This window comes from Polyangium sp. 15x6, assembly GCF_029960785.1.
Taxonomy (GTDB): domain Bacteria; phylum Myxococcota_A; class Polyangia; order Polyangiales; family Polyangiaceae; genus Polyangium.
Genome location: NZ_JASBQE010000129.1, coordinates 1 through 16,561, shown reverse-complemented (window position 1 = coordinate 16,561; position 16,561 = coordinate 1). Strand labels below are relative to the sequence as shown.

The following is a 16,561-nucleotide window of genomic DNA, read 5'->3' as shown; positions in this document are numbered from 1 at the left end:
AGCACATCGCTGCCCCCTCGTCCGATCCGTCCAGCAAGCGGCGGAAACGGGAGGCCCCTCGCCCCACGACCCGGCCCATCTACGCGCACGGCAACTCGACCGTGAACGTCGCCCCATGGCCGGGCTCGCTGTGCACGCGGATCGTGCCGCCGTGGGCCTCCACGATCTGGCGGGCGATGTGCAGACCGAGCCCCAGGCCGCCGAAGCTCCGGCTCGACACGGCGCGCTCGAAGCGCTCGAAGATCCGGGCCTGATCGTCCTTCGCGATGCCGATGCCCTGGTCCTCGACCCAGAGCTCGGCCCGCGGCCCCACGCGGCGCACACCGACCGTGATGGGCTTGCCCATCCCGTACTTGAGCGCGTTCGTCAGCAGGTTGACGAACACCTGCTCGATGCGGAACCGATCCCACCGGCCGACGACGGGCTCGCCGATGACGAGGTCGACCGTCGAGCCCGCGGCCGTGACCTCGTGCTGGAGGCCGTCGGCGGCCTCGCGCGCCAGCGTGGTGAGATCCACGTCCTCGAGCGCCAGCGACAGCTTGCCGGCGCCGATGCGGACGACGTCGAGCAGCTCGCCGACGAGCTTCTCGAGCCGCTCGACGCTGTGGTCCGCGATGTCCAGCAGCCGGGGCAAGCCCTGGAGCCTCGGGTTCGCGGCGAGCGTGGGATCCCCGAGGCGCCGGCGCAGGAGCTGCACCTGCAGGCGGAGCGGGGTGAGCGGCGTGTTCAGCTCGTGCGAGGCGATGTTGAGGAACTCGTCGCGGATGCGGAGCGCCTCCTGGGCCTCGTGGAGCAGGCGCTCGCGCTCCTTCTCCGCCTCGGCCCGCTGGGTGATGTCCGTGGAGATCCCGCACACGCCGTACGCGGCCCCCGTGGCGTCGCGCAGAGGCACCTTCACGGAGAGATGGGTGTGCAGGCCGTCCGCGAGGGGCATTCTCTCCTCCACCTCCAGCGGCGCCATCGATGCGAGGACCTTCCGATCGTTGTCGTTCAGGGTCTCGGCGACGTCCGCGGGGAAGAGCTCCGCGTTGGTCCGGCCGACGGCGTCGTCGCGACCGAGCACCTCCGCGAGCTGCCGGTTGACGAGCAGGTGCCGGCCCTCGAGGTCCTTCACGTAGATGAGCGCCGTGGTGTTGTCGACGATGGCGCGGAGCTGCGCCTCGCTTCGATGGAGCGCGGCGTACAGGATGGCGTTCTGCAGGGAGATCGCGGCCTGCGAGGCCAGGAGCTCGACGACCATGAGCCGCTCCCGCGTGAAGGCGCCGGGGACGAGGTCGTTCTCCAGGTAGAGCACGCCGATGACGTGGGCCTGCTGCACGATGGGCAGGCAGAGCAGCGCCCTCGGGCGGTGGGATTCGAGGTAGGGATCACGCGAGAAGAGGCCCGGCTGCGCGGCGTCGTGGAGGATCACCGCCTCGCGGCTCCGGCGCACGTAGTTGACGATCGACGCGGGGACGGCCGACGCCGTCGGGCTCCGGGCGGCGACGCTCACGACGACCCCCGCCGGGCCGGAGGACGCCTCGGCCTCGATGCGGAGCTCGTCGTCGCGGACGAGGAGGAGCAGCCCGCGCTGCGCGCCCGCCCGCTGCACCAGCGCGCGCATCAAGGTCTCGAGGAGGCGCGTGAGGTCGATCTCCGTGGAAATGGCCTGCGAGGTCCGGAGGACGGCCATGAGATCGAGCTGCTCGGGCCGGGCCACGATGGCGGCGGCGAGCGGCGCCGGGCCGCCGTCGAACACGCCCGGATGACGGCGCTCGAGCTCCGCGACCTTGGCGTGGGCGCCCCACTCGGCATACCCGTTCCTGGCCTCGCGCAGGTACGCGCCCCCGCTCGTCTCGGAGCCGCGGCTCAGGTGGAAGCGACCCGCGAGCTCGTTGGCGAGGGCCTCGTTCTGGATGTAGCCGTGGCGTCGGGCGGCGCGCGCCGCGTCGTCGTACGCGCGCATGGCGTCGAGCGGGCGACCCTCGACGCGGGCCAGCTCGGCCACGCAGAGCGCGTGCTTGTGGCCGAAGTTCTCGGGGCAGGTCTCGGCCCACGCGCGGAGCTTGCGCTCGTGCTCGCGGAGGTCGGTGAGGATCACCGGGCGCTCGGCGGCATCCGCTTCGTCGTGGTGGCCGGCGAGCGCGAGCGCGCCGTAGAACCAGAACTCGGGCTCCTGGACGTGGGCCACCGTCGACCAGAGCAGCGCCCGGGCGCGCGCGGCGGCGGCGACGGCGCCGCGGAAATCGCCGCCGAAGACGCGCGTGATGAGCTGCATGATGTAGTGCCAGCACGTGACGACCGCCCAGGGATACTGATCCATGACGGCGTCGCGGGCGGCCTCGTCCGGCGTCGCGCGCCCGCGCAGGGTGTCGACGAGGTGCTGCACGTCGAGGATGACCTGCGTCGAGGCGTCGAACCGCGCCTGCCGGGTGAACGAAAGGCGGCGCTCCGCCTCCTCGAAGACCTGATCGAGCGGGTGGCCGAGGAGGAGCCGGTCGATGACGATGCGGTTGCAGCAATAACAGGCGAACGTCACGTCGCCGGTCTCGAGCGCGGCGCGGAAAGCGGTGTCCAGGTAAGGGAGGCTGTCCTTCAGGGGGTGCGTCCAGAAGAGCGTGTTGTCGCCGAAGATCGAGCTGATCTTGGCCTTGTACGCCGTGCTCCGCCGCCTCTCCATGAGGTCGTAGCCGAGCTTGCCGAACCGATACCCCTCCCGATATCGCCCGAACTCCGGGCCGAGGCTCATGCCGAAGTAGGCATACGCTAGCGCCGAGGCGTCGGAGTTGCCGTGGAGCAAGCTCTGGTTGACCATCGAGCAATAGACCAGGAGCGACAGGTTGGGGTCGGTGTTCAGGGCCGGCGCGAAGAGGACGGCGAGGATGTCCTGCGCCGCGGCGATCTCGGGATCGGTCATCTCCGGGAGATCGATGAGGTCCTCGATGGGCCGGTCGCCGAGCAGGTAGAAGACGCGCTCACGCTCGCGCTCCACCTCCGCGCGCGTGGGGTGCGCCGGGATGACGATCCCGAAGAGCGCGAGGCCGCGTAGGCCGCGGGCGACGGCCTCGTCGAGGGCGTCCATGCTCGTGTAGAGGTCGACCTCGAGGCGCCGGATCGCCGCCTCTTCGAGCCTGCTCGCGGCGCGGGGCGCGAGCGCCGAGAGCGCTTCGGCCGCGCCGGTGAGGTCGCCGCGGAGGTACGCGCAGGTGGCGAGCTCGAAATGGAGATCGTAGGCCAGCGCGCGCTGCGTCCCAAAGGGATCGGGGCCGAGCATCCGCACACCGGTGGTGAGGTAGCCCGTGGCGGACGCGTACGCGGTCGAGGTCCGGGCCCGCCGGCCCGCGAGGAGGTCGAGGCGGGCGAGGCGCTCGCGCTCCTTCGGATCGGAGAGGAAGGCGCTGCCGAGGTTGTATTGATTGACGATCTCGAATACCCGCGCCTCGACGTCCTCGGGCCGCGTCGCGTCGAGCAGGGTGCGGCCGATCGCGAGGTGCGTCGCGATGCGCTGGTCCTCCGGGATCAGGCGATAAGCAGCCTCCCGCACCCGATCGTGGAGGAAGCGATACGTGTCGCCCACGCGGCTCATGAGGCCGGCATGGAGCGCGCCCCAGAGGACGCTGTCGAGGTCGCTCACGGCCCTTCGGGTCGCGGCGGCGAGCGTGCCCATATCCACCTCGCAGCCCAGGCAAGCGGCCTGGACCATGGTGGCGCGGGTCTCGGGGCTGAGCCGATCGACCTTGGCGGCCATGAGGTCGACCACGTTGTCGGTGAACGGCGCGGCCCGGATGGAGCCGAGATCCCAGGTCCACGCGCGCGCCTCCCGATCGAAGGAGAGGAGCCCGCGCTCGTGGAGCGCGGCGAGGAACTGCAGGACGAAGAAGGGGTTGTTGCCGGTCTTCGCCTCCACGAGGGCCCCGAGCGGGCGCGCCCGCGCGACGTCGCACCGGAGCGCGTCGGCGACGATCCGGTGCACGTCCTCGGAGGTGAGCGGGCCGAGGACGATGTCGGAAACCCGCGCGCGGGCCGCGCGGATCGCCGAGATCACGAGGGACAGCGGGTGCGCCGGCGTGACCTCGTTTTCGCGATAAGCGCCGATCAGGAGCAGGTGCTTCGTGTCGGGGTGGGTGATGATCTCCTGGATCAACGCGAGGCTGCCGGCGTCGGCCCATTGCAGGTCGTCGAGGAAGAGGAGCAGGGGCCGCCCCTCGGCCGTGAAGGTCGAGAGGAAGCGGCGAAAGACCATGTAGAAGCGGCTCCTCTCCTCGGTGAGGGACAGGGCCGCGACGGCCGGCTGCTCGCCGATGATGAGCGCGAGCTCCGGGATCAGGTCGACGATGATCTGGGCGCTCGACCCGAGGGCTTCGCGGAGCCGCTCGCGCCAGGAGGCGATCTTTTCCTCGCTCTCCGTGAGGACCCGTCGGATGAGCTGGACGAAGGCCCGGACGACGGTGGCATAAGGGACGTCGCGCTGGGTCTCCTCGAACTTGCCAGCGAGGAAGCTCCCGCGTGACGTGGCGACGGGCATGTCGAGCTCGTGGACCAGCGAGCTCTTGCCGATGCCCGAATATCCGGAGACGAGCACGAGCTCGGGCTCGCCGGACGCGACGACCCGCTCGAAGCGAGCGAGGAGCGTCCGGATCTCGCGGTCACGGCCATAAAGCTTCTGCGGGAGGTGAAATTGCTCCGAGACGTCCTCGCGGCCGAGCGAGAAGGGCGGGACGGCGCCGGTCTCGTTCCATCGCGCGAGGCAGACCGCGAGGTCGTGGGCGAGCCCGCGGGCGGTCTGATAACGGTCCTCCGCGACCTTGGAGAGGAGCTTTTGCACGATGGCCGAGACCGGCCGGGGTATCCGAGGCACGAGCTCGTGCGGGGGCGGCGGCGATCCGGCGATGTGGCAATGGACCCACTCGAGCGGATCGGAGGCGCGAAAAGGCAGGTCGCCCGTCAGCATTTCGTGGAAGGTGATTCCGAGGGAGTAGAGATCGGTCCGGTGGTCGATGGCGCGGTTCATCCGCCCGGTCTGCTCGGGCGACATGTACGGGAGGGATCCCTCGATGGAGCTGACCTGATCGGCCCCCTGGTACTCGCGCGGCAGGAGCGAGGCGATGCCGAGCTCGGTGAGCCTGACCTCGGCCGTCTCGACGTCGACGATGATGTTGTCCGGCCGGATGTCCTTGTGGATGACGTGGTGATCGTGCAGCCCGGCGAGCGCCTGCGCGGTCTTTTCGGCGATCCGGAGGAAGCGGCCGACCTCCATGGGCGCGCCGAGGAGGTGGCTCAGGGGGACGCCGCGGAAGTCCTCGAAGACCAGGACCGTGCGATCGGCCCACCGCGCGAGCGTGATCGGGTGGAGGACGAGGCCCGAATCGAGGTCGCGGGCGACGGTCCGCTCATGCTCGAGCTGGCGGATGGTCTCGGGAGAAGGATGCTTTCCCGCGGGGTACTTGAGGAGGACCGTCCGATTCCCATCCCCGTTCGCAGCGCGCTGGAGGATGAACCGGTCACTCACGCGAACGGTGTCGAGGATCGTATATTCGGTGAGAGCCTCCACTTCGTTCTTCTATGTACCGCGATCGGGAGCGCACGCACGGGGCAAGCGCGGAGGCGAGCATCGTCGTGCTCGCCCGGAAGCAGGGACGGAAGCAGGCCCGGCCGTGGCGCGTGGGGATCGGGCTCGACCATGCTGCAGGTTCCGGCTTCGGAATCCCTGCCCGGCGGTCGCATGGAATTGGTTCGACGACTGCCCCGGGTGATAGCGTGGCGACTCGGAAGCGAGGACGCATCCCTTCATGCCATTCGACCGCAACCAGCCTCCCGCGAGGCCGCCGCACCCGGCCACGGTCGCGCAGCCCAAAATGGCCATCGGCCCGCACGCGGCGAAGCCGCCGCACCCGGCCACGGTCACGCAGCCCCAAATGGCCATCGGCCCGCACGCGGCGAAGCCGCCGCACCCGGCCACCGTCGCGCAGCCCAAATTGGCCATCGGCCCGCACGCGGCGAAACCGCCGCACCCGGCCACCGTCGCGCAGCCCCAAATGGCCATCGGCCCGCACGCGGCGAAGCCGCCGCACCCGGCCACCATCGTGCAGCCCAAGGTGGCCATCGGCCCGCACGCGGCGAAGCTACCGCACCCGGCCACGGTCGTGCAGCGCGCGTCGACCTCCACCCTCAGCACGAACATGGTGACGTGGAACGCGCGGGCCCAGACGCATTTCGGCACCACCGCCGCGTTCACCGGCCTCGATTTCGTTAATTTCGTCCTCGGCTACGGTACGGCCGGCCGCTCATACGCCCTGAAGATCATCGCAACACTTCGCGCCGCTGGCGAGCTGTTTCCGGGGCCGGGGAGGAATTACTCCGACACCATGATGCTGAGCTTCGATCGGAACAACCCCCAGATCTCCGCTGCTCCGTCACGGACCGGGGGGACCTGGTCGAGGCGGGAGGCCTCGGGGTTCATCAACCCGGCCCACACGGCCATGAGCGTGCGACCGCTGTTCCTCGGCGCGGCGGTGAGCCCGGTCGATACGACCCGGCAGCAGGCAGACTGGCTGTTTTCCCCCAGCCGGCGCTTCTATACCTACACGCCGACGCACACCCAGGCGCCCCTCATCGTCACCGGGCACTCGAACACCGTGATGGGCCACAACCCGGATGCCGTCGACCGCTGGAACAGCTACGGCCATAAGCAGACGCGGGCGCAAAATCGAGCCGAGAACAGCCAGGCGAGCTTTTATCACGGCCTCGAGGATCGCGGGCGCTCCAACGCCAGCGGCGGAGCGACGACGGCCCGATACCTATCTCCGAACGCATCGCTGGGCAGCCACGCGGAGCACTACGATACGACGGATCCCAACTTCGATTCGAGAGTGCCCTGGACGACGTACTGACCTGAGCAGTGGTCTCTTCTCGGGGCCGCCGCGCCAGGGCGCTGCCCCAGCGCGGCGACCCCAAGGAAAGACCGATGCTCAGTCGCGGGTGGAGGGGCTGTCCCAGCACGCACCGGGCTGGACGGGCAGCGCGCCGACGTTCGTCTTCGCGCGGATGGCCTGGCGATATGCGATCAATCGCTCGTCCATCGCCGCCAGGGCTCCCGACGGGTGCTCCTGACGATAGGCCGCCGTCGCGGAGACGGCCAGGCGCTTGGCCTCGCCGCGCGTGAGGGGCGGCTGAATGACGGCGCGGAGGACGTCGGCATCCTGGACGGTCACCACGTCTTCGCCCACGCGGGCGACCGTGCAGCCCGGCTCGTCATGGGGCGCGCTGCGCGCCTCTGCGCACCCGGAGACGAGCGCGAGGAGCCCTGCGGAGAACACGCGCGCCCCGGAGACCCACGTCGAATCACGGCGACGCATCGTCGTTCACCCCCGCGTAGTAACACATCGCATGCACGGTCACGCCCTGGGTCGTCACGTTTTCGGCCTCGATCTCCACCTCGACGCAGCGATTGGTGTAGGTGAAGCCCTCGAGCGCGGCGACCTTCTTCGTGTCGAAGTTGTCGCTGATCCGCGTCGCCGTCGCGGTGCCCGTGCAGGTCGACCCTGCGTTCGGCCGGACGCGCACGGACAGCTTGATCTCGCTGATGTCGCTCTTGCCCGACATGTCCTCCGCCTGCATCGCGACGCACTTCACGAGCTCGATTCCGGCCGGCATCGGGGACGTACCGAAGGGGTAATACGTCACGGTCTGCTGCGACGTGAACGTGTACGTGGCGAAATGGTTGGCCCACGGGCCGAGGTCCGTGCCTTCGAGCAGGCGCAGGCGCGCACGACCGACCCCGTACCACTTGTCGGGCGTGGCCGCGATCTGGTCGGTCCATGTCGTGGCGCTCGAGGGATCGGCGCTGAAATGCCGATCGCCCATGGCGAGCATGATCGTGTGCAGGCGACCCGGCGAGTTCACCCAGCTCTGGCCATTGTTCAGGTACCAGTCCTTCACGACCGCCGCCATACCCGACACGTGCGGCGCCGCGGCGCTCGTGCCGTAGGCCCGTCCGGAGCCCACGGTCCCATCGCTGCTGGTGGTGACTTGCGACGTGACATGGGCGACGCCGTTGGGCGCGACGAGGTCCACGATGGACACGGCGTCGGTTTGCAGGCCGCGCCCCGCCACGACGACGTCCCCGCCGCCGCGCGCGGCGCAGCCAATGGGGTTGCCCAAGTCGTCCTCGCCGCAGTGGTCCCTGTCCAGGAGGCAACGCGTGGACGGCTGACTCAGGCAATCGGTGGTGTTTCCATAGAATGCATTGACGGCGAGCGCCTTCGGGGTGTCCCCGGGGTCGTTCATCGTGCAGGAGGTCGCGTCGTCGCCGTTCTGGTTGCCCGCCGAGAACACGACCAGGACCCCGTCGTCGTAGGCGTTCTCGATCTCGTCCTCCGTGGGCGAGCTCGACTCGATGTCGCAGTTCGCGGTGCCCCAGCTCCAGGAGTTGCTCGAGATGTCGAGGTTGAGGTCGATGGAGTCGTCGAACATGTCGGTGAAGCTGTCGTCTTTCGCCGACCCGGCCTGGGCGATGCCGAACAGGACCGCCTTGGCCTCGGGGGCCATGCCCGTGCGCGCGGTCTCCCAGGCGGCGCTGTGGGCGCAGAGGCCGGACTCGCACGGCTGGCCGCCGCAATTCGCGCTCGACGTGCAGGTGTTCGATACCCAGGTGTCGCCGAGGGCCTTTCCATTGCCCTGCCCGTCCATGTAATCGGCGATGGCGATCGAGGTCGTCATGGTGCCGTGGCTATCCGTGCAGCCCTCGGAATCGCAGTAGTTCGTCTCCACCGTCCCCGGCTCGCAGACGTTCCCGTCCGCGTCCGCGTCGTCGCATCGGTAGGTCGCGGCGATCCGGCTCGTGCCCGTGCAGCCTGCGCCCTCCTTGAAGGCGCACGCGCCGCTCTCGTAGCCCCCATTCTCGTTCATTCCGATGACGATGTTCCCGTACGAGTGCCTCGCCGCGTTCGGCTCGTCGCCGTCATATCCGGCCGCATGGAACCTGTCGACGTCCAGATACTGCGCGTCCCGGCTCCCGCCGAGGCTCCACTCCGGCCCGCCGGTCTTGCCGTACGGTCCGTCGATGCGCGCGAGGGCGGTGTTCCTCGAAAGGGACTCGAACATCGCGAAGGGAACCTCGACGCTCAACCACCCGGATTTTTTGTGACGCGCGACGACGCGCCCGCCGCGCGCCGCCACGTCCGCGACGATGCCCGCGGCCATCCTGTCGAACAGCGCCTCGCGCTCCGCGATCGCGCGGGAGCGCCGGCTCGCCTGCGCCTCGACGTCGGCGGGGGCCATGTCCTCGGCGCGCGGCGCCAAGGGGACGTTCCATTCCGGAAAGTTCTGGAGCTTGAGAGCGAGCCGGAGCGTCCCCCCGGCCTTCGCCTCCGGGCTGGCGACGAACTGCGCGACGTTGTCGTTGATCTTCGGGGGGCTCGACTTCACCTCCTGGGCTTTCAAAGGCGTCGTATTGGCGTGCCGCCAGACCCGATAGCCGCGCTCGGTCACGCCGTCCTTGCCGCCCCTCGACCACGCCTCCTCGGCATACAGGGAGGGCTCGTCGACGAACCGATAGGGCCGCGCGACGCGATCCCGCTGGTCCTCGTCGAGCTCGCCGACCACGTCGGTCCTCACGACCTTCTTGTCGGCCGTCTCCTCGACGCGCGACTGGAAGACGAGCTCCATCCGCTCTTGCGGCGCCCCCTCCGCGGCCTTCGCGACCACCGGAGCCTGCGCCTCCGCCGCGGCGGACTCGAGCAACGCCTCTTCGGTGTCGCTCTGCTCGCATCCGGCTGCGCCGAGCGTCAGGACGCCGAGCGCGAGGATGCTGCAAAAGGTCGGGGTCGAACGGGATTGCCCACGTGATGAACGAAGAAAGTGCCAGTGCATGTTGGCCTCCTTCAAACACGCAGAGCAACGGGCTTGCCAATCGTGATGCGCCTGCCGTACGCGAGATCGCGGCCCGCATTGTCACGCGGCCGTGTCACTCGCTGTCACGTCGCCATGTCACTGTCGCGGCCTCGTGACAATCGAGCGCGCGATGCGCGGCCCCCCGCCGCCTCTGCTTCGGCTCCCGGCTCAGCCGCGATCCCGCCACCGGAGCGGAATCCCGAATCGCGAGGCGAGCGCCTCGACGCGGCCGCGCACCTCCTCGATGGGGACTTGCATTCGTGACGCGGTCTGGCCTAGCCACGCGTCGTCGAGCGGCGCGCGGGGGTCGATGAATGACTCTGCGCCGTCGTGGTGCTCGCTGAGGAGCCGGCGCTCCCCTCGCTCGACGCGAGCTGACAGGGCCCGGAGGGCTTGCCGGCGGATCGAGGACTCCGGGTCGTCGAGACGCTCCATCAGCAATGCCTCGATCCCCTCGCCTCCGATTCGCTCCAGCACCTCGACGGCGGCGCTGCGCACGGCCGTATCCGTATTTCGGAGGGGAGCTGCGAGGGCGCGGAGGACGGCGCCTGCGCCCAGACCGGCGAGCAACCTCGTCGCCGCGTCGACCGGGATTTCATTCGGACGCTCGAGGTTCTCGATGAGCGGCGGAATCGCCTCCTCCGCTTTCAGCTTCACGAGCGCCATCGTGGCTGCGCGCCGCACCCCGGGGTGCACGTCACGCAGCAGCGCGACGAGCTGCGGAATGGAATCCTGGCCCCGGAGATAGGACAGATCGGTCGCGGCCTCGATGCGCATGTCGGGGTCGGGGGCCCGGAGCTGCTCCAGCGCGCGCTGGACCGCCACGCGCTCGCCGCCCGGCAGCGGCGCGCGGCGTTGATAGGAAACGCCGCAGCCGCTGCAGAAGCCCTGGACGAAGGATTCGATGCCCGTCTCGTCCTCGCGATAGACCTTGTGTTTCTTCTTGATTTGCAAGGCGAAGCCGCAGCTCGCGCAGAGGTCCTCCTCGTACGCCCGTTCCCAGGAGAGGCCCGACGTCCGCAGGACCGCGGCGATGAAGACGTCCGGCGGCCGGTAGCCGTGCTCTGCGACGTAGTGATGAATCATCACCGGCGCCGCGAACCTCGCTCCGTCCTCTCCGACCACGCGGATCTCGCCGTTTCCGATGATCGGCTTTTTATGAGCGAACGCGCAGGTATGATTGCGGCGCGAGAGCACCGTTCGGGCACGCGTCACGAGGACCGCGAGCCGCACGAAGAATGCGGTGGGCACGGACCCTACGGGAAACGGATGCCCCGGCTCGAGCCAGCCGATGTTGAGGAGGGGCGACGCTGGCCCGCCCTTGTCGTCCTCCGCGTCCCCTTCTGGATTCTCGTACGGGCTCAGATCCGCGAACCAGGACATGCCATCTCCAATTCAGTCTCCATGTCGACGAGGTGAGGGGAAACGAGGGAGCTCGACGTGGTTCGCCATGGGCCCATCCGCGCTCCGACGAGCCGAGGCTACACGGCCGGTCCCATTGACTCAAGACGTGAAGCTGCTCCGCGAGGGGGGCTCCGCCAGGTTCGTCCCGTCCCCGATCAGCGTCACGCCGTTTTTCCGCTCTGACGCGAGGTGCACGAGCGCCGCCTACGCCACCGCGTCGATCCCGGACGACGTCAGCAACGTGACGCGCCCCCCGCGGGGCCCGGGGCAGCGCCCCGATGCGACGCCCCCAGGAGGACCCCGAAATGGGTGTACGCTGCCTCAATGAACCAGTGTTTTTCTCGTTTCTCGGCCCTCATGGCGCTCCTCCTGTTCACGCCTGCTTGTAGCGGATGGCTGCGGGCCGAAGGCGGGTTCACCACCTCGACGACACTCGCGAAGGGCCGGCAAGGTGGCTCCGTTGGCCTCGAAGCCGCCGTCGGCGGCCGCCACGATCCCGTGATCATGGACGTCGCGCTCCGCGGCAAGGTGACGGAGGGCGCGGGAGACGCGTCGCTCTTCCTCGGCGCCCTCCACATCCATCGCCCCGAGCCCGTCGGTTTTTATGTTCTCGGCGGGGTGAACTTCTTGCAACTCGGCAGCGCGGATGGGGATGTCTCGTTCGGCATGTTCTCGCCTGCCGCGGAGGCCGGGCTGGTCATCGGGTTCACGGACAAGAAAAAGGTGAATGGCGTCCCCGTGGAGCCGCCGGACATGCTCACGATAGGGACACGGATCGAATACGATCTGCGCTTCACGTCGCAGCCGCACGAGGGGTTCTGGACGGTGAACCTCGGATATGCGATCGGCGTGGCGCCCTGAGGACGTCGGCCGCGCCGTCAGGGGGCGCGACGTCGTTTCAACGTCTGGCGGTGGTCGGCGTTGCCCAGGGCGAGGAAGTCGTCACAACCTTCGGTATATGCGGTGAACGAGGTCGTCGACATCGTCGGCTGATGCGAGCTCGCGCAGGCAGAGAACGTGCTGGTGAGCGTGGAGCCGTTCGTCACGTACGTCCCCTGCCCCCAGATTTGCAGGTCCGCGCCGTCGAGGGCGGGGATGTCGAAGTCCTTCAGGTTCGTCGTCGCGTGGCCTGCGTCGTCGAACACGAGAACGCGCAGCGTCTTCGACGGGGCCTCGGCGTACGAAACCTCCACTTTCACCAGCTCGTACTGGCCCGGCAGGATCACGCCGCCCGTGTACGTGGCTTTGCCGCCGAACAGGACGAAGGGGACCGCGTCGGCCTCGGTTCCCAGGGGCAGCGCGCCGCACTCGGGGTTGGCGATCGTATAGATCGTCGCTTCGAGCGGCTCCGCGCAATTGCCTCCCCCGCCACCCGTGCCGCCCGTGCCGCCCGTGCCACCCATGCCACCGGGACCGGCAGGCGCGCCGCCGGTCCCCGCCGGCTCGCCTCCGGCGCCGCCGGCTCCTCCCGCCCCGCCGGCGTTGTCGTACGTGCGTGTTTCCGCCTCGCATCCGGCTGCCAGGAACCCCGCGACCGCGACCGCGATCACCGCCACTGCACAGAATCTTCCTCGATGCGACATGAAGCCCTCCTTGAAGCGCGGCTCCGCGCACGTGCGCACGCCCGCAACCCTCCCTCCTGCTACTAGCACTTCACGTGGTCCGCTTGGGATCCCGCTCCTCGTTGGGGCCGCCGCGCTGGGGCGTTGCCCCAGGCCCCACCGGGGCTATCCGCCCCTGGACCCGGACCAGCGCAAGCGCTGGACCTTTGGTCGATGAACTGCGCTCCGCGCAGTTCATCGAACAGGCCGAGGCAAGACCAGCTACGACCCTGCCCATCAAGACAGCCACGCTGCCCTTTCGACGGGCAACGCGGTCCAACCGGTCCGTTGGAAGAACTGCGCATCGCGCAGTTCTTCCACCCCGAGTCCAGCGCTTGCGCTGGTCCGGGTCGAGGGGCGGACAGCCCCCGCGGGGTCCGGGGCAGAGCCCCGGCGCGGCGGCGCCAGGACAGCGAGCTGCTCACCTCTGCATCAGGCTTCTCTGTACATCGCGCGCGGCGTCACGACGCGTCTTGTAAAACGCGGCCGTGGCGGCGGCGACGATGCCGATCACGAACGGTGACCACAGCGCGTATTGCCATCCGATGTAGGCGCCGCTCTCGGCGCGATACGTGGTGTTATTCGGCAGCTTGCACGTGTCGGAGTGATTGCGATACCCCTTGTCGAACGTGCCGCCGCGCGGGCACGCCACCTCGTATCCGGCCACCGCGAGGCCTGTCTCGGTGATGTGCGGGAGGAGCGGTATCCCGAACGTCATCGGGACGAAGCCGGACACACAGATGAAGACGACGAGCGCGTTGGTCGTCGCGAGGCGCGTGGGCGGTCGCATCGGCGCGCGCGGCTCGTGCGGTCGCGCGAGCGCGGCCCCCGTGTCGAGCGCCGCGACCAGCCCGTCGACTGGCTGGGGCGCGAAGAGCATGCGGCCACGCCCGCCGTGCACGTGCAGCGCGACGAAGCCGAGCGTATAGAAATCGGCGAACAGCGCGCCTGCCGAGGGCGAGCGCGCCCAGGGCGCGGGATCGGAGGGCGTCGGGCGATAGCCATGCCCCTCGGCGGGTCGAACGAAAATGCCGAAGCGCTGATCGAAGTGAGGGTGACCGGTTCGCTGCGCGGGCGGAGGAAACGGGCCGAACACCGCCTGCGCGCGATCGTGCGCGCAGATCATCTGATCGGGCAGGGGGAGGTCGAACTCGACGAGCGTCAACTGCGGATGGAGCGGTCCGAAGCCGGGCAACGTGGCCGCGCCCTGGTTGGCGCTCGGCGAGAGCGAGACGCGCATGCCGTCGCTGCGCTCGAGCAGGATGCCGAACGTCGGAGCGTCGAGCGCATTCGGGGCACCGGGAACGAGCCTCCCGTCGCCGCCGAGCGCGTAATGGCGAATGCCGCGCCGCGCGAGCTCGCCGACCACCGCCTCGCGTGCGGCGTGGTGCCTGCTCCGGAAGATGACGGCCAGGACGACGGCCACGATGGCGAAAAGCGTGAAGAGGAGAGGTCCAAGGAGATGCATGGCGTCGCGCCCCGGCGGTCCCGAGGGCGGGAGAGCTTAGCCTCGCGTGGCGCCGATGTACACATCTCGCGTGGCGTTTCAGAACTGGTGTAGGATAGATTTCCCGCTCAGGCGGGCGAATACCTGCACGAGGTGCCCCCGTGAATACACGCGTCATCGCTATCCTCAGCACACTCTCGCTCTCTTGCGCGGCGGTCGCCGCCTGCTCCGCCGTCGCCGATCGTCCCGAGCCGGGAGGCGCCGAGGGCGGCGCCTCGGCGAGCAGCAGCAACGCCGCGGGGGGCCAGGGGGGAGCGGGCGGCGTCGAATTCACGGTCGGCAGCGGCGGCGGCGGCACGTGCGGGAGCCAATGCTCGGCCGATCTCCACTCGGTCGTCGATTGCAACGGCGTCGTCCAGAAGACGTGCCCCGACGATCAAGCCTGCGCCCCCGATCTCTCGTGCGTCCCCGCGTGCGAGGCCGCGACGCTCGCGAAGAGCACCGTGGGCTGCGAGTATTACGCGCAGACGACCGTGAACTGGTGCTTCGCCCTGTACGTCGTGAATACGTGGAGCTCGCCCGTGACCCTCGCCGTCGAGGCCGACGGCTCCTCGATCGATCTCTCGACCTACGCACGCATTCCGACCGGCAACGGCCAGGCGATCACCTATGCGCCGCTCCCGAACGGCGAGCTGCCGCCGAACGAGGTGGCGATCATCTTCCTCGGCGGCTTTGGCTGCCCGGCCGGTCTCCCGGCGCCCACGAGCGCGCCCACCGGCGCGGTCCACATCACGACCTCCGCGCCCGTCGTGGCGTACGATATCGATCCGTACGGCGGCGGCTCGAGCGCGATCACGAGCGCGACGCTGCTCGTCCCGACGTCGGCGTGGGACAAGAACTACGTGGCCGTGGCGCCCTGGCCGTTCGGCAACAATTCGCAGCCCCCGCGGCTCACGATCATCGCGGCCGAGGACGGGACCGACGTGACGATCAGCCCCACGGTGGCCATGGCCGAAGGCAGGCTCGACGGTCAACCGGTGCCGGGGACGCCGATGGGCGTACCGATGACGTATTCGATGATGAAGGGGCAGGCCCTGACGTTCGAGCAACAGGCGGAGCTCACGGGGAGCGCCATTCTCTCGACGAAGCCGGTGGGGGTCATCGGGAGCTCGGGATGCATCAACATCGACGCCTGCTGCTGCGACGGCGCGCACCAGCAGATCCCGCCCGTGCGCGCGCTCGGGAGCGAATACGTCGCCGTGCGCTACCGGAACAGGGTCGAAGGGAAGGAGGAGAGCCCGCCCTGGAGGCTCGTCGGCGCCGTCGACGGGACGACGCTGACGTACGAGCCGGCCCCGCCGGTGGGCGCTCCTCTCATGCTGAACTCGGGGGAGATCGCCTCGTTCCGATCACCGGGGCCGTTCGTGGTGCGGAGCCAGGATGCCGACCACCCGTTTTACCTCGCCGGGTACATGACGGGCGGGGGTGATTTCGAGAGCATCGGCGATCCGGAGTTCGTGAACGTGATTCCTGCGCAGCAATATCTCTCGAGGTACGTGTTCTTCGCGGATCCGACGTACCCCGAGACGAACCTGGTCCTCGTGCGCACGAAGGCGAGCGACGGGAAGTTCAAGGATGTGATCCTCGATTGCGCGGGAGCGATCGGGGGATTCCAGCCGCTCGGGCTCTCCGGTGACTACGAGTATACGCGCTTCGATCTGGTGCGGCACAATTTCGAGAAGCAGGGGAACTGCGACAACGGGCGGCGGGAGATCCACAGCGAGGCGCCGTTCGGGCTGACGGTCTGGGGCTGGGGGACGAGCGCGACGCAAGCGTTCGTGTCGACGTATGTGAGTTATGCGTATCCGGCCGGCGCGAGCGTGCAGCAGATCAATGAGGTGGTGGTGCCGCCGGTTCCGAAGTGAGAGTGCCGCCCGGTCGCGGGGCCCGTTCGTCAGCGTCGCATGCGGCGACGGCCTCGCGCGAGGGCGAGGAGGATTCCGGCCATGGGAAGGGCGAATGCTTCCATGCCCGTGGAGGTGGAATCACCTGCAGCCGAGCACGTGCAGCCGCCCTCTTCGGTGGGGCCCGGCGTCGAAGGCGAACCACCGCTGCCGCCTGCACCGCCGCTGCCGCCTGCGCCACCGCTGCCGCCTGCGCCACCGCTGCCGCCTGCGCCGCCGCTGCCGCCTGCGCCACCGCTGCCGCCTGCGCCACCGCTGCCGCCTGCGCCGCCGCT

At 69.3% G+C, this 16,561-nt stretch carries 10 protein-coding genes; 3 read left to right on the top strand and 7 right to left on the bottom strand.

Annotated elements, in window-relative coordinates:
- Positions 1-79: 79 nt before the first annotated feature.
- The gene (locus QHF83_RS47305) at positions 80-5,530 is read right to left on the bottom strand and encodes an AAA family ATPase (RefSeq protein ID WP_282424739.1); all 5,451 of its coding nucleotides are present in this window, start codon (positions 5,528-5,530) and stop codon (positions 80-82) included.
- 304 nt (positions 5,531-5,834) lie between these two features.
- Here QHF83_RS47305 and QHF83_RS47300 point away from each other — a divergent pair, with 304 nt between their 5' ends.
- The gene (locus QHF83_RS47300) at positions 5,835-6,869 is read left to right on the top strand and encodes a hypothetical protein (RefSeq protein ID WP_282424738.1); all 1,035 of its coding nucleotides are present in this window, start codon (positions 5,835-5,837) and stop codon (positions 6,867-6,869) included.
- 78 nt (positions 6,870-6,947) lie between these two features.
- Here QHF83_RS47300 and QHF83_RS47295 read toward each other — a convergent pair whose 3' ends face one another.
- The 3 genes from QHF83_RS47295 to QHF83_RS47285 all read right to left on the bottom strand — a co-directional run bounded on the left by QHF83_RS47295 (position 6,948) and on the right by QHF83_RS47285 (position 11,253).
- A complete protein-coding gene (locus QHF83_RS47295; RefSeq protein WP_282424737.1) occupies positions 6,948-7,334 on the bottom strand; it encodes a hypothetical protein in 387 nt (128 codons plus the stop codon).
- Positions 7,321-9,849: a S8 family serine peptidase gene (locus tag QHF83_RS47290; RefSeq protein ID WP_282424736.1), complete on the bottom strand. Its 2,529-nt coding sequence runs from the start codon at positions 9,847-9,849 to the stop codon at positions 7,321-7,323. The genes QHF83_RS47295 and QHF83_RS47290 overlap by 14 nt, the downstream gene beginning before the upstream one ends.
- A gap of 189 nt (positions 9,850-10,038) precedes the next feature.
- On the bottom strand, positions 10,039-11,253 hold the full coding sequence (locus QHF83_RS47285; protein ID WP_282424735.1) for a HEAT repeat domain-containing protein: 1,215 nt from the start codon (positions 11,251-11,253) through the stop codon (positions 10,039-10,041).
- 345 nt (positions 11,254-11,598) lie between these two features.
- On the opposite strand from QHF83_RS47285, the gene QHF83_RS47280 reads away from it, so the two are divergent.
- Positions 11,599-12,135, top strand: coding sequence for a hypothetical protein (locus tag QHF83_RS47280; protein WP_282424734.1), 537 nt, complete (start codon positions 11,599-11,601; stop codon positions 12,133-12,135).
- A gap of 17 nt (positions 12,136-12,152) precedes the next feature.
- On the opposite strand, the gene QHF83_RS47275 is transcribed toward QHF83_RS47280, so the two are convergent.
- Together QHF83_RS47275 and QHF83_RS47270 are read right to left on the bottom strand one after the other, a co-directional pair.
- Positions 12,153-12,857, bottom strand: coding sequence for a hypothetical protein (locus QHF83_RS47275; protein WP_282424733.1), 705 nt, complete (start codon positions 12,855-12,857; stop codon positions 12,153-12,155).
- A gap of 439 nt (positions 12,858-13,296) precedes the next feature.
- On the bottom strand, positions 13,297-14,343 hold the full coding sequence (locus tag QHF83_RS47270) for a hypothetical protein (protein ID WP_282424732.1): 1,047 nt from the start codon (positions 14,341-14,343) through the stop codon (positions 13,297-13,299).
- Positions 14,344-14,483: 140 nt separating this feature from the next.
- Here QHF83_RS47270 and QHF83_RS47265 point away from each other — a divergent pair, with 140 nt between their 5' ends.
- Positions 14,484-16,247, top strand: a complete 1,764-nt coding sequence (locus QHF83_RS47265) for an IgGFc-binding protein (protein WP_282424731.1) — start codon at positions 14,484-14,486, stop codon at positions 16,245-16,247.
- 29 nt (positions 16,248-16,276) lie between these two features.
- Here QHF83_RS47265 and QHF83_RS47260 read toward each other — a convergent pair.
- A partial coding sequence (locus tag QHF83_RS47260; protein ID WP_282424730.1) for an MYXO-CTERM sorting domain-containing protein occupies positions 16,277-16,561 on the bottom strand: 285 nt, incomplete at its 5' end.

What these genes read in the sequence shown, in the direction of transcription:
- QHF83_RS47290 (WP_282424736.1), bottom strand. Translation starts at nt 9,849, where the DNA reads ATGCACTGGCACTTTCTTCGTTCATCACGTGGGCAATCCCGTTCGACC.
- QHF83_RS47300 (WP_282424738.1), top strand. Translation starts at nt 5,835, where the DNA reads ATGGCCATCGGCCCGCACGCGGCGAAGCCGCCGCACCCGGCCACGGTC.
- QHF83_RS47285 (WP_282424735.1), bottom strand. Translation starts at nt 11,253, where the DNA reads ATGTCCTGGTTCGCGGATCTGAGCCCGTACGAGAATCCAGAAGGGGAC.
- QHF83_RS47270 (WP_282424732.1), bottom strand. Translation starts at nt 14,343, where the DNA reads ATGCATCTCCTTGGACCTCTCCTCTTCACGCTTTTCGCCATCGTGGCC.
- QHF83_RS47275 (WP_282424733.1), bottom strand. Translation starts at nt 12,857, where the DNA reads ATGTCGCATCGAGGAAGATTCTGTGCAGTGGCGGTGATCGCGGTCGCG.
- QHF83_RS47295 (WP_282424737.1), bottom strand. Translation starts at nt 7,334, where the DNA reads ATGCGTCGCCGTGATTCGACGTGGGTCTCCGGGGCGCGCGTGTTCTCC.
- QHF83_RS47280 (WP_282424734.1), top strand. Translation starts at nt 11,599, where the DNA reads ATGAACCAGTGTTTTTCTCGTTTCTCGGCCCTCATGGCGCTCCTCCTG.